The following is a 13,815-nucleotide window of genomic DNA, read 5'->3' as shown; positions in this document are numbered from 1 at the left end:
ATGAATAAGTCGATCTCTATTATCGCATTGATCTGCATTGTTATTTCCAGTTGTGCACAGGAAAAAGATTATGTCGTTACGATTAAAACCAAATATGGTGACATGGTAGCGATACTCTATGATGAGACACCCAAGCACAAGCAAAACTTCATCAAGCTTGCACAACAGCATTATTTTGATAGTCTTCTTTTTCACCGTATCATCGAAGGATTCATGATTCAAGGTGGTGATCCTGAATCAAAGAAAGCAGGATCACAACAAATGCTGGGTCGCGGTGGTCCGGGATATACTATAGATGCCGAGATCAACCCGAAATATTTCCATGAAAAGGGATCGCTATCCGCAGCACGCCTTGGCAATGAACAAAATCCAGCGAAAGCTTCCAGCGGAAGTCAGTTTTATATAGTACAAGGATCAAAATCCTCAGAAGATGAAATCAAGATTGATCCGGAAAAATACAATCAGGCCATGCAGCAGTTCTTTCAAAATCCAGCGAACCAGCCTGCTTATGATTCAATTGCAAAATTCTACCAGAGCGGTGATATGAAAGGTGCTCAAGCCTTCATCATGAAACTAAAACCACGGGTAGAAAAGCAAACTGGTATAAAAACAGAAAAAGAAGTATCGCCTGAAAAATTAAAGGCATACTCTACCGTTGGAGGAACACCTCAACTCGATGGTGAGTATACGGTTTTCGGAAAAGTAATTAAAGGGCTTGAGGTAATCGACACGATTGCTACGCGACAAAAAGATCAGTTTGATCGTCCTGTAGAAGATATACGCATGACGGTTACCGTTGAGGAAGTGTCAAAAAAGAAAATCACTAAACTGTACGGATATCAATATCCACTGAAACCAAAGACCAAAAAATAGTTTCTCTCGTCATAAACCCTTTCTATACTATATATGAAGATTCTTGTTACAGGCTCAAACGGACTGCTGGGCCAAAAGCTTACTGAACTTTTAGAGAACGATCCATCGGTTACACTCATTGCCACGGCACGGGGTAAATCTGTTCTTCCCATTACAAAAGGTGAATACCACAGCCTGGATATAACGGATGCCAACGCCGTTGACCAGGTGTTCGCATCAACAAAGCCAGACGTAGTGATCAACACGGCTGCAATGACACAGGTCGATCAATGTGAAACCGAGCGTGAGGCCTGCTGGACTGCCAATGTTACTTCCGTTGAGAATCTTGTGAACGCGTGCGCAAAGAACAATACGCATTTAGTGCATGTATCAACGGACTTCATATTTGATGGGACACGAGGCCCGCTTGATGAGAATGAAAAACCCAACCCGGTAAATTACTACGGAGAAAGTAAACTGGCAGCGGAAGAAGTAGTGCTGAAAAGTAAAATTGGATGGTCTATACTTCGCACCGTACTGGTATATGGTATTACGAATGACATGAGCCGGTCAAATATAGTGCTGTGGGTAAAAAATAGTCTGGAGCAAGGTAAAAAGATCCAGGTTGTAAACGACCAGTGGCGTACACCAACACTGGCAGAAGACCTGGCAGCAGGTTGTTTCCTCGCAGCCAGGAAGAAGGCCAAAGGAGTATATAATATATCTGGTAAAGATTTTCTTACACCGTATGATATCGCCATCGCTACCGCTGATTATTTCAAGCTTGACAAATCGCTGATCAGCCTTACGGATTCAACAAAATTTACGCAGCCGGCTAAACGTCCTCCGAGAACCGGGTTTATCATCGATAAAGCGAGAACTGATCTCGGCTACGAGCCACGTTCTTTTGCTGAGGGACTTGCTGTTTTAGAATCGCAGCTGTAAACAAATGAAAAAAGCCATGAACAACTCATGGCTTTTTTCATTTGAAGATCTTGTGGAGCTTACTGTGTTTGTTTCTTTTGATGCACAGCAAAGTAATATATAGGAATCCCGATCAGCGTGATGATTAATCCCGGCCATGTAAATGCTGGTTTATAGTAAATCAGCAATGAACAGAACGTAACACCCATAACGATATATATCAATGGCAATATAGGGTATCCAAACGCTTTGTAAGGTCTTGGCAAATCCGGGCGTTTCTTTCTGAGAATAAATATACCAACGATGGTAAGCATGTAGAACAACACTACTACAAACGACACCATATCCAGTAAGTCACCATATTTACCGCTCAAGCACCAGAGGCTCGCCAGTATACATTGCACCCATAATGATTGCTGCGGTACGGCAAATTTATTCAGTTGACCTGCCTGTTTAAAAAACAAACCATCTTTTGCCATCGTATAGTAAACACGCGCGCCTGCCAGGATCAATCCGTTGTTGCAACCAAACGTTGATACCATGATCATCAACGCAATGATAACTGTACCTATATTTCCGAAGATGGCATGAGACGCTGCAACGGCAACACGATCTTTTTCAGCGTATGCTATTTCATGTAGCGGAAGCACTGCAGTATACATGATGTTCGCAGTCACATAAATGATCGTTACAATCAACGTCCCCAGAAATAAACTCAGCCCTATATTGCGCTGCGGATTCTTGATCTCTCCGGCAATGAACGTCACGTTATTCCACGCATCGCTGCTAAAGATAGACCCCACCATCGCTGCTGCTATAGCTCCAACGGCGGCAATAGTAGTATAGGTTTCTATACTGCCATCCGTATTTAACTTATGAAGATCCCAGGCGTTCGTCCAGTTGGCTGTCCATACATCTCCCTTCATCATGATCAATCCAAAAGCAATAAGACCAAACAAGCTCAATAGTTTGGCTACTGTGAATGTGGTTTGAATTGCCTTTCCACCTTCTACCCCTTTGGTATTTATATAGGTAAGTAATATAATAATGACAATGGAAAGGATCTGGGCCGGTGAGATATGTGTGAACCCCAAATCAAGCAATACTATATCTTCGCTTACAGCAGGAATTAGATAGGCGGTAAACTTCGAAAAGGCCACACCTACCGCTGCAATGGTACCGGTTTGTATAACAGCAAAAAAACTCCAGCCGTACAAGAAAGCAACGAGTGGGTTATACGCTTCTTTCAGATACACATATTGGCCACCGGCTTTTGGAAACATACCACTGAGCTCGCCATAACTTACAGCAGCAGTAATGGTCATGAAGCCAGTGATCAACCATACAGCGATCAACCATCCTGAACCACCAACGTTTCGCAGGATGTCTGCTCCTACAATAAAAATCCCTGAACCGATCATGGAGCCCGCTACGATCATCGTGGCATCCCATAAGCCCAGCACCGGCTTAAACTTTGTTTCACTCATGTGTATCTTCCTCTAAATATTTTGGGAAGATAAGTATTTCAAACAAAAACGAAATACCTTTGGCGTAATCCTATAGCGTGAATTCATGACACAACTAATTGCAACTGTTTTAGGCCGACTTCGCATTGTAGCCTTTCTGGAAGGAATATCATTTCTCGTATTACTGGGCATTGCCATGCCGCTGAAATATATGGCCTCCAACCCGGAACCTGTACGCATTGTAGGCATGGCCCATGGTGTACTCTTTATTGCGTATATAGTGTTGCTTGTGCAAACCAAGTTCACCTATAACTGGACTTACTGGCGATCTTTCCTTGCCTTTATCGCATCGCTTGTTCCGTTCGGAACATTCTATGCTGACAAGAAGTTATTCAGAGAAGATTAGTGTAAAGACCAGGCAGGTCTAGTCTTTACGCTCACCCCAGGTTTCGCAGAAGTTTGTGCGGGTATTGTTATATAAATCGCGAACGGTATAGTTCAGGCTTAAATCCATTCCGTGCATGGTACCTACGCCTTCAATCTCATAGTCGTCAACCACCTGAAAGGGTATCGTTACCTTGTCTCCTGACATATAAGCGTGTACCTGGATGTCTGCTCCGTAGAAATTATCAAGATATAGCACATTTCCAGTCGTACCATATTTAGTAACGTGTAGAGTATAGTATGTATAGTCATTGAATGTTTCGCTGAACTCTTCCATGCTATAGTAACCTACTACTTTGTCGCGCTCATCATAGCGAGGTTCTATAATATTAACCTGACATGAGGCAAGGGCAACCAACAATGAAACCGCAACCAATAAACGTTTCATAACTTTAAGTTTTATACTGTTGATATTGCAAGTTTAAGGCCAACCTTAAGAACCGCGTCCTATTCATTCTAATCGAACGAATCACTGTATATAACTACGGTGCGGTGTTATTTTCACACCTTTAAAATCACGAGCCATTACGCTTATATTTGTGACTAGCTATGAATCACCTGCGTATTATTTTTATGGGCACACCCGAGTTTGCGGTGCCCAGTCTTGAAATTTTGATTGAGAATAGGGCTACCGTTGTAGCAGTCGTTACCGCACCCGACAAACCTCAAGGCAGAGGACAAAAAATTGTATACTCGCCTGTGAAGGAATGCGCGATGAAGTACAACATTCCCGTATTACAACCAACAAATTTAAAGTCGCCAGAGTTTTTAGAAGAGCTGAAAAGTTATCAGGCAAATCTTCAAATCGTAGTTGCCTTCAGAATGTTACCTGAGGTGGTATGGGCTATGCCTTCATTCGGAACTTTTAATTTGCACGCTTCGCTTCTTCCCCAATACCGTGGAGCGGCCCCTATAAATTGGGCGATTATCAATGGTGAAAAAGAAACAGGCGTAACAACGTTTTTTCTGAAACATGAGATTGATACCGGAAGTATAATTCACCAGGAGAAGGAACCTATTCACGATGACGATACCGTTGGTACATTGTATGAGCGGATGATGGCCAAAGGTGCAAGGCTCGTGTTAAAAACTGTACAGAGTATAGAAGCGAATGATTTCCCATCTATACCTCAACCTGCCGATGTAGAAATTAAACATGCTCCCAAAATATTTAAGGAAACGTGTCAGATCGATTGGCGAAAGACAAGTGAAGAGATCCGGAATTTTGTAAGAGGATTAAGTCCATACCCAAGCGCCTGGGGAGTGATTAACCAAAAAACGTTTAAGATCTTCAAAGTATCGCTCACGGATAAAAAGAATCACGAAAGTGCAGCCGGTACTATTGACACTGACAATAAAAATTATCTTTACATACGGACTTCGGATGGTTGGATTGCTATTGATGAACTTCAACCGGAAGGAAAAAGAAGAATGAACATTCAGGATTTTTTCAGAGGGAACAAACTATAAATTGACTTTCATTCGGACTATGAAAATATCACTCATTGCTGCACACGCTCAAAATAGAGTTATAGGAAAGAACAACGATTTGCCGTGGCATCTTCCAGATGATATGAAATTTTTCATGACCACTACACAAGGTCATTACTGCATCATGGGCCGAAAAAATTACGATTCTATTCCTGCGAAATTCAAACCTCTGCCCAAGCGAACCAACATTGTAGTAACACGCCAACAAGATTTCCAGGCACCTGGCTGCATTGTTGTAAATGCTATAGAAGATGGATTAGCGCTTGCGCGGAAGAATGAAGAGACAGAAGTTTTTATCATTGGAGGAGCCGAGATCTATAAAACTTCACTATCTTCAGCAGACCGGCTATACCTTACGGAAATACAAGCTGTCATTGATGGTGATGTATACTTCCCTGAATTCAAAAAAGAAGAATGGAAAGAGGTCTCCCGTCAACATCATCCTGCTGATCAGCGGCATATATATGCTTTTGATTTCGTGGTTTACGAAAGACGCTAACGAAAGATATACTTCCTGATATCAGGCTACTTCTTCGCCTGGCTTGGTTTTCCAACGCTCGTGCATCCACACCCACTGCTCGGGATGCTCGCGGATCTGCTGCTCTATAAATCCCGTAAGGATCTGTGTATTGTAGACCATGTCGGCTTCATCGTCTCCGGTAACGGTAATGGGTATTTCAGGAAGTATATACATGTGTTGCTTCCAGTCTTTACCAAGATATATATAGGTTGGTACTACTATAGCACCGGTCTTCATCGCCAGTACAGTCGCTCCCACAGGTGTTGCTGCAGGCTTGCCAAAGAAATTCACAAAACGACTTTTAACTTTTGTATCCTGATCGATCAGCAAGGCTACAGAGCCACCCGACTTAAGAATTTTGAGCATTCTGAATGTTTCCCGGCCACGTTCAATAGGAATCGCTCCATGCTTGTTCCTGTATTCCCACAACAAATTATTCAAGCGTTCATCCTTCAACGGTGTTCCGATAATATTCGGGTTCAATCCGCGTAGTGCCATCGTTGTTACCTGGAGGTCGAACGCTCCCAAATGACAGGTGAGAAAAATTATACCTTTTCCCTTCTGGCGGGCTGCTTCATAATTTTCAAATCCATATACTACCAAAAACTTTTGCAGATCTTCCCAGGTGTTTACAGAACCTGAGGCACGCAAAATATCGCCAGCGTTTTTGCCCAGGTATTCAAAAGTTTTACGCGATAGCCTTTTTATCTCTTCAGCACTCTTCTCTTTTTTAAAGGCCAACGTTAAATGTCGGTGTGTGAGCTTGCGGGTATGGGAAGCAAAAACATACGCCACTTTACCAAGGAAGCCACAAAACTTCAACCAGGCAACGCGTGGCATGCGGTTGGAAATAAAAATCAGGAACTGAACAAACCGGTAAACGATCGTATACCGTATCTTTCTGCGTATTTTCTTGGCTCCATGCATGTGGCGCGAAGATAAGCGTTAATAAGTTTATTTGTAAACTCCACAAAAAAGCATCATTCCAGGATATGAAAACCTTATACATAGTACGGCATGCGAAATCGAGTTGGGCTAACCCATCGCAGGATGATTTTGAGCGCCCGTTAAACGATCGTGGTAAGAATGATGCGCCTCGCATGGGCAAACGACTCAAGGAAAAAGAAGTACACCCAGACTTGATTGTAAGCAGTTCTGCCAAGCGTGCTTATTCTACCGCCAAGCGAATTGCCAAGGTATTGAACTATCCCAAAGATAAAATCAAGGCCTTAAAATCATTATACCATGCGGATGAAGAAAGTATGCTTGCTGTGATACAGGATATCAAAGACAAACATAACGTGGTGATGCTTTTTGGTCACAACCCCGGCCTTACCGAGTTTGTGAATTCATTTCAAAATATAGAGCTTGACATTGATAATATACCTACCTGTGGTGTCATCGCATTTCAGCTGAACATTGACTCCTGGAAGGATGCGTCCTGGGGAAAGGGCAAGATGTTGTTTTTCGATTATCCGAAAAATCAAAAAGACTAAGTATATATAGGGGCTAGTTTATCAGGGCTTTGGGCAAATCCCAGATGCGTTTCTTCAAGAATCCGATCTCTCCGAAACGATAACCTATCAACATTTTAAAAGTTGTATTGGAGCTGAGAAGTTGTGTGTCTTCAAATCTTGCAGAGCGTCCCTGTGCTATAAAACTAAATCCACCGAAGACACGGTCCCCGTTATACCCGAGTCCTATACGGGCAGCGGCATACGCGTTGAACTTTATATCATTTTTTTCTACACCATCTTCACGAAGCGACTCCAGCCAGTTATGTGCTGGGCCAACCGCGAGTGTACCATTGAGAAAAAATCCCTTATAGATCAAGCTATAGGTATAGCCGGGTGCTATACCGAGTGTTGTTACTTTGAAAGATTTTATTTGGGATGCTGTTCCGAACCTGCCGCTATAGTCTTCACCCAGAATGGCAGAATCGCCAGCGGCCTTAAAACTACTCAATGAACCAAAGATGAGGAATGAACCTGCACTTCGTAATTGCTGATCGATAAAATTATAGGTTGACCGGAACGAAAACTTTTTGTTGTTGAATGTATAGTTTACACTCACGCCATTGTTATGAGTCTCTATATCGCGGCGATGCGGGTAGGGTTGATTAGCCGCAATCTTTACAGAAGGATCATCCGCGTAAAAGCCATCATAGTTTTGAAAGTAAGCATCGATGCCCCACTTTCTTCCAATGATATTGAGTTGAAGATCGCTGGCATCCGATTCACCATAAATGCGCCTGTTGGTTTCGTCCTGAGGGAGCGCGAACGTTACTTCAATCGCCAGCTCGAACAAATACATGCCGAGGCCAAAGCTATAGGGCTTGTTGGAACGGTACGTCACGGAAGTTTTTGAATCTTTCTCGCGTTGTATCTCAAATCCAAGCCTGCGCTGCTTTAACACCGGCCACAGAAAAAAATGATTCGGAAATGTCTTTATATACTTCGACCGAACGGAATCATACCCCGGCTCATTTGCAGCGGTAACTGAAATTTCATCCTGCGCAAACGCAGGTATAGTCGATGCTATAGTAAAAAATAAAAGCGCGACCAACCCGTATTTCATCAGAGAATATATTCGCTCAGGTCCTTGTTCTTTATTAAGTCGGCCATTTTTTCGCGCACCATATCAGCCGTTATAATAATCCGTGCATTCGGTCCGATCTTGTCTGGTACATCGAATAAAAATTCATTCAGCAGTTTACTCATTACTGTGTGCAATCTGCGGGCCCCTATATTTTCAACATCTGCATTAATCGTAAAGGCTGTGTTGGCGATTTCATCGATAGCATCGTCTGCAAAAGATATCTCTACATTTTCAGCTTCGAATAATGCCTGGTATTGTTTGGTGAGTGCATTCTTCGGTGCTTTCAATATCTGAATGAAATCATCTTTTGTAAGATTGCTCAACTCAACACGAATCGGGAAACGTCCTTGTAATTCAGGTATCAGATCAGAAGGTTTTGAAATATGGAATGCTCCTGCTGCGATGAAAAGTACGTGATCTGTTTTTATAACACCATGCTTTGTATTCACGGTGCTTCCTTCCACGATCGGAAGAAGATCACGCTGTACACCTTCGCGACTCACATCAGGACCACTTCCGCCTTTGCGGGAACCAGAAGCAATCTTATCGATCTCATCGATGAATATAATGCCTGCATTCTCTGCACGATGTATAGCCTCCTCTTTCACTTCATCCATATCGATGAGCTTAGCGGCTTCTTCATCCAATAATATTCTACGTGCTTCGGCTACCGTTACTTTGCGTTTCTTGCTCTTCTTCGGCATCATTCCGTTCAGCATCTCCTGCAAATTCATCATGGATACTTCGTCCATCATGCCTGCTCCTACCATGCCTACATTTGAACCACCACCGCCTTTGATGTTGATGTCGATCTTACGATCTTCCATTTCACCATTGCGTATTTTTTCACGGAAGTGATTGCGTGTACGTTCATTCAGTTCTACATCACTGGTTGGAACCTCCGATTGATTTTCAGTTTGTGAAAATCCTGTTGAACGCGTAGAGCTCTGCTGACGCAACGGTGGTATCAGCGCATCGAGTATAACATCTTCTACTGCTTGTGCAGCTTTCTCTTTTACTTCTTCTTTCTTACGAGCTTTCACCATGTTTACAGATTGCTCTACAAGGTCACGCACCATGCTTTCTACATCGCGTCCTACATATCCTACCTCTGTAAATTTGGAAGCTTCTACTTTTACAAACGGAGCATCAGCAAGTTTTGCAAGTCTTCTGGCAATCTCTGTTTTACCTACACCCGTTGCTCCGATCATAAGTATATTGTTGGGAACAATCTCCGCCTGTATCTCTGCACGCGTACTCATCCTTCTCCAACGGTTACGCAAGGCAATCGCTACATTTCGTTTCGCCTCTTTCTGCCCGATAATATATTTATCAAGTTCTTCTACGATCTGCCTGGGTGTTAAATATTTTTCGTCCATCATAATTTTATCCTCTCCTCAACATTCGATTTATATTCGATGATAGTGTTAATCCATAGCCTGCTTTACCGGCTACATATCCACTTCTGCTAAAAACAAATTCAAATGATTTAATACGTGCCGAAAAACCTACGGATATTCCAGCTCCGCCTCCACCATTTTCAAGTTTCAATTCCTGATGCGCAAGGTAATTATAGCCCACCAGTATATTTACATTCCGATGAATCAATACCTCTGCACCAAAGTTAATGCGCCTCAGTACTTTATCCAATCCTCCGGGTTCGTCCTGCCCGCTGGCAGCATCATAATAGGTAACATTTTTTTTTGCCAGGTTATATGCTGTAAGTGAAAAACGTAAAGGCATGTGCTCGGGCTTAAAGGTCGCTCCCAACTGAACATCAAATGGAAGTTCGGAGTTACTGGTTTCGGAATATTCCGAAAAAACTATTCCCATATTTTTCACAACCAGTCCTATACGCAAATCTTGATTTGGATGAACAAATATTCCGCCAAGATCAATCATCGCTGCACTGGCGCGATAACCGGCAATATTGGAAAAGACCATCTTAACATTTGCCCCGAATCTGAAATTTCTTACCTGATGACTTTTACCAATGACCAGTGCCGTCTCGCCTGATTTATAGGTTCCGAGTTCTGCGCCTGAAGCATCGTACCCTTGCATGGTTCCATAACTCAAATGCTGAATACCAAATGCAAGCGTACCTACTTTGTTAAACCGGTGTGCATAGGACAAGGTTGACTGCCCTACATCTGCTACATAAAACTGATACGTTGCTGATGCAAAGCCTGCCAATGTATCGGACACCAATGCAGGATTCGAGTAGAAGAAATTTATATCGCGGTCGCTGAGCGATGTATTTATACCACCCAGTGCGGCAAGCCTGGCGTTGTTGGCGACATTTAGAAATTCAAAAGATTTTTGTCCACCCGTTTGAGCAAACGATGCTATGCATGAGAAAATGAATATTACCGGGAGTAATTGCTTCAACACGAAAAGCGTTTAATCTGCAATATCGTAAAACATGCCGGCATTTTTAAACCCTTCACTTTACTTGGTAAACTTCATCGGGTATTCGGCTGTGATCTCGCCTTCTGAAATTTTTCGCAGCTTGTCTTTCAGTAAAGACTTTTGCCGGGGTGTAAGGTAATCGAGGTATAGGATGCCTTCGATGTGATCGTACTCGTGTTGGATCATTCGTGCTGTAATACCACTGAATGTTTTACGCTGCGGCTGAAACTGCCGGTCTACATATTCTATCGTGATGCTCCACGGCCGTTCAACATCGCGTGCTATTGCCGGTATACTTAAACAACCTTCTTCATCTATCCAGGTATCTTCCGAATATTCAGCTATGCGGGCGTTGATAAATGTTTCATGTATACCGGTGTCTCCATCGTAGAAGTATTCACGATCTTCTTCAGCCATGGATTCGTATGTAAGCTTGCTGTCGACCAGAAACACCCGCACCGGAACGTTAACCTGTGGAGCTGCGAGTCCACAGCCATCGGCACCATATAGTGTCTCCCACATGTTTGTAATCAGCGCTTCAAGTTCAGGATCGTGTTGTTCGACCTCTATACATTTCTGCCGCAGCACATCATGACCGTATGAAACAATCGAAAGTATCACGTTACGCGTTCACAGCTTTTTGATCAGAGAAAACAAATTTCATAGGATCTTTCACCTTCTCTTTCATCAACGCGACTTTCAACACTTCATCTACTGTACTCACATAATGAAATGTCAAGCCTTTGATATAGTGCTTTTCAATTTCATCAATGTCACGTTTATTCTTAGCGCTCAGTATAAGCTCCTTTATACCACTGCGCTTGGCAGCAAGTATTTTTTCTTTTATACCACCTACCGGCAATACTTTACCACGCAACGTAATCTCACCGGTCATCGCCAGCTTTGCTTTTACTTTACGTTGAGTATAAATAGACGCCAGGGATGTAAACATCGTGATGCCTGCGGAGGGTCCATCTTTTGGAACTGCACCTGCCGGTACATGTATATGCAGATCGTACTGCTGGAACAATCGGTGGTCGATCTCCATAGACTCTGCATTTGATTTCAGGTATGATAGCGCAGCCATCGCTGACTCTTTCATAACATCTCCCAATTGTCCGGAGATGGTAAGTATACCTTTACCTCTGCTCAGGCTTGATTCAACGAACAGGATTTCTCCTCCTACCTGTGTCCACGCCAACCCGGTTACTACACCTGCTATATCATTTCCCTGGTATAGCTCTTCATCGAAGATCTCTGCGCCCAGTACTTTACGAACTGTTTCTTCCGTAATTACTTTATCAAACTCCTCCTCCATCGCCACGGACTTGGCAATGTTTCGCACGAGCGTTCCGATTTTGCGTTCAAGACTTCGAACACCGGATTCGCGTGTATACGAGTTCACCGTTTTGATCACAGCGTCTTTGGAGAATTTCACATCTGAGTTTTTCAGACCATGCTCCTTCAACTGTTTTGGAATAAGATGCTTGATCGCTATCTCTACCTTTTCTTCCAATGTATAGCCTGTTACTTCAATGATCTCCATACGATCGCGCAACGCTGGATGTATAGTATCAAGCGAGTTGGCGGTAGCAATGAAGAGCACCTTGGACAGATCGTAATCTACTTCCAGATAGTTATCACCAAATGTATTGTTCTGCTCAGGATCCAATACTTCCAGCAATGCAGAAGAAGGATCGCCACGGAAATCAGATTTCACTTTATCAATCTCATCGAGTATAAATACAGGATTGGACGATTGTGATTTTTTTATATTCTGCAAGATCTTACCTGGCATAGCGCCCACATACGTCTTACGGTGTCCGCGAATCTCAGCTTCATCGTGCACACCGCCTAAAGACATACGAACATACTTGCGCTGCAATGCTTTTGCTATAGAACGACCGAGTGATGTTTTACCAACACCGGGAGGTCCGTACAGGCAAAGTATAGGACCTTTCATGTCCTTCTTCAATTTCAGTACAGCAAGATATTCCAGGATACGTGTCTTTACTTTCTCAAGACCAAAGTGATCCTGATCGAGTATTTTCTTGGCGCGCTTCAAATCGAAATCATCGGTAGTATAATCTTCCCAGGGAAGATCAAGCATGAACTCCACATAGTTCATCGCTACCGGATATTCGGCTGCCATCGGGTTGATGCGCAGAAGTTTATCCAGCTCTTTATTAAAATGTTCTGCAGCTTGCTTCGACCACTTTTTAGTTTCAGCACGCTTGCGGAATTTTTCTACTTCTTTATCAGGACCATCATATCCTAATTCATCCTGCAATACTTTTATCTGCTGGCGTAAAAAGTAATCACGCTGCTGTTGATCTATATCTGTATGTACTTTCTTCTGGATCTCATGTTTGATCTCCAGCATCTGTATATCTTTCAACATATACTGAAGCAACAATGTACCGCGCTCCGTAATGTTTTGAGTCTCGAGTATTTTCTGTTTGTCACTCACCTCAGCGTTGAGGTTGGAAGAAAGAAAATGTACCAGGAACGACATGCTGGAAATATTATCCAGTGCTACCTGTGCTTCTTGTGGTAATTCAGGATTGAGCTTTAATATTTTAGATGCAGCATCTTTCAAAGATTGCACGAGTGCTTTCGCTTCCTTACCATTTACATTCAACACAGGCTCAGGTTGTAATTCAATCTTTGCTGTGAGGAACGGTTCTTCCTGTACGAAATCTTTTATAGTAAAGCGATTCTTCCCCTGTATAATAATGGTAGTGTTACCATCGGGAAGCACCAGCATCTTGATGATCTTGGCTACTGTACCGGTTCTATATAGTTCTTCAATGGTAGGCTCTTCAGCTTGTGAATTCTTCTGAGCCACTACACCTATAATTCTATTTCCCTGGTAAGCTTTTTTAACAAGCTTGATGGACTTTTGTCTGCCTACAGTTATAGGTATAACAACGCCTGGAAATAGCACCGTGTTTTTGATAGGAAGAATAGAAAGTTCTTCCGGCAAATCTTCGGGCTTGAGGTCTGTGTCTTGTTCGGGATTTATCAGTTGAATAAGATCGTCTGAATCTTCCTGAACGAGTTGTATCGGTAATGCTTTGAACATGCTTCGTTTATAAAAATGCCAAACTG

At 42.8% G+C, this 13,815-nt stretch carries 14 protein-coding genes; 6 read left to right on the top strand and 8 right to left on the bottom strand.

All coding sequences use genetic code 11. The features are described from left to right. Positions 1-873, top strand: coding sequence for a peptidylprolyl isomerase (locus tag B5Y40_RS04905; RefSeq protein WP_079685574.1), 873 nt, complete (start codon positions 1-3; stop codon positions 871-873). 33 nt (positions 874-906) lie between these two features. Then, a complete protein-coding gene (locus B5Y40_RS04900; RefSeq protein ID WP_079685573.1) occupies positions 907-1,797 on the top strand; it encodes an SDR family oxidoreductase in 891 nt (296 codons plus the stop codon). Between the two features lie 59 nt (positions 1,798-1,856). Here the strand turns inward: B5Y40_RS04900 and B5Y40_RS04895 are convergent, their stop codons facing one another. Next, entirely contained in the window at positions 1,857-3,263 is a 1,407-nt protein-coding gene (locus tag B5Y40_RS04895; protein WP_079685572.1) for an APC family permease, read from the bottom strand. A gap of 85 nt (positions 3,264-3,348) precedes the next feature. Here B5Y40_RS04895 and B5Y40_RS04890 point away from each other — a divergent pair, with 85 nt between their 5' ends. Then, positions 3,349-3,648 carry a DUF3817 domain-containing protein gene (locus B5Y40_RS04890; RefSeq protein WP_079685571.1) on the top strand — a complete coding sequence of 100 codons (300 nt, stop codon included), beginning with the start codon at positions 3,349-3,351 and terminating at the stop codon, positions 3,646-3,648. 18 nt (positions 3,649-3,666) lie between these two features. On the opposite strand, the gene B5Y40_RS04885 is transcribed toward B5Y40_RS04890, so the two are convergent. After that, on the bottom strand, positions 3,667-4,074 hold the full coding sequence (locus B5Y40_RS04885) for a hypothetical protein (RefSeq protein ID WP_079685570.1): 408 nt from the start codon (positions 4,072-4,074) through the stop codon (positions 3,667-3,669). Positions 4,075-4,235: 161 nt separating this feature from the next. On the opposite strand from B5Y40_RS04885, the gene fmt reads away from it, so the two are divergent. Beyond that, a complete protein-coding gene (gene fmt / locus B5Y40_RS04880; RefSeq protein ID WP_079685569.1) occupies positions 4,236-5,156 on the top strand; it encodes a methionyl-tRNA formyltransferase in 921 nt (306 codons plus the stop codon). A gap of 19 nt (positions 5,157-5,175) precedes the next feature. After that, the gene (locus tag B5Y40_RS04875; protein ID WP_079685568.1) at positions 5,176-5,676 is read left to right on the top strand and encodes a dihydrofolate reductase; all 501 of its coding nucleotides are present in this window, start codon (positions 5,176-5,178) and stop codon (positions 5,674-5,676) included. Between the two features lie 21 nt (positions 5,677-5,697). Here the strand turns inward: B5Y40_RS04875 and B5Y40_RS04870 are convergent, their stop codons facing one another. Further along, entirely contained in the window at positions 5,698-6,624 is a 927-nt protein-coding gene (locus B5Y40_RS04870; protein ID WP_079685567.1) for a lysophospholipid acyltransferase family protein, read from the bottom strand. 65 nt (positions 6,625-6,689) lie between these two features. Between B5Y40_RS04870 and B5Y40_RS04865 the strand changes: the two genes are divergently transcribed. Continuing rightward, positions 6,690-7,193, top strand: a complete 504-nt coding sequence (locus B5Y40_RS04865) for a SixA phosphatase family protein (RefSeq protein WP_079685566.1) — start codon at positions 6,690-6,692, stop codon at positions 7,191-7,193. A 13-nt stretch (positions 7,194-7,206) separates the two neighbouring features. Here B5Y40_RS04865 and B5Y40_RS04860 read toward each other — a convergent pair whose 3' ends face one another. Genes B5Y40_RS04860 through lon form a run of 5 tightly spaced genes read right to left on the bottom strand, consistent with a single transcriptional unit; the run spans position 7,207 to position 13,789 of the window. Then, a complete protein-coding gene (locus B5Y40_RS04860) occupies positions 7,207-8,274 on the bottom strand; it encodes a DUF4421 family protein (protein ID WP_079685565.1) in 1,068 nt (355 codons plus the stop codon). Continuing rightward, positions 8,274-9,677: an ATP-dependent protease ATPase subunit HslU gene (gene hslU / locus B5Y40_RS04855; protein ID WP_079685564.1), complete on the bottom strand. Its 1,404-nt coding sequence runs from the start codon at positions 9,675-9,677 to the stop codon at positions 8,274-8,276. The genes B5Y40_RS04860 and hslU overlap by 1 nt, the downstream gene beginning before the upstream one ends. 4 nt (positions 9,678-9,681) lie before the next feature. Beyond that, complete coding sequence (porQ, locus tag B5Y40_RS04850; RefSeq protein WP_079685563.1) at positions 9,682-10,686, bottom strand: type IX secretion system protein PorQ; 1,005 nt, start codon at positions 10,684-10,686, stop codon at positions 9,682-9,684. A gap of 57 nt (positions 10,687-10,743) precedes the next feature. Further along, entirely contained in the window at positions 10,744-11,325 is a 582-nt protein-coding gene (def, locus tag B5Y40_RS04845) for a peptide deformylase (protein WP_079685562.1), read from the bottom strand. Position 11,326: 1 nt separating this feature from the next. Next, complete coding sequence (lon, locus tag B5Y40_RS04840) at positions 11,327-13,789, bottom strand: endopeptidase La (protein ID WP_079685561.1); 2,463 nt, start codon at positions 13,787-13,789, stop codon at positions 11,327-11,329. Positions 13,790-13,815: the final 26 nt, after the last annotated feature.

This window comes from Ohtaekwangia koreensis (genome assembly GCF_900167975.1).
GTDB classification, from domain to species: Bacteria; Bacteroidota; Bacteroidia; order Cytophagales; family Cyclobacteriaceae; genus Ohtaekwangia; species Ohtaekwangia koreensis.
This window is presented reverse-complemented; position numbering and strand designations above follow the sequence as displayed.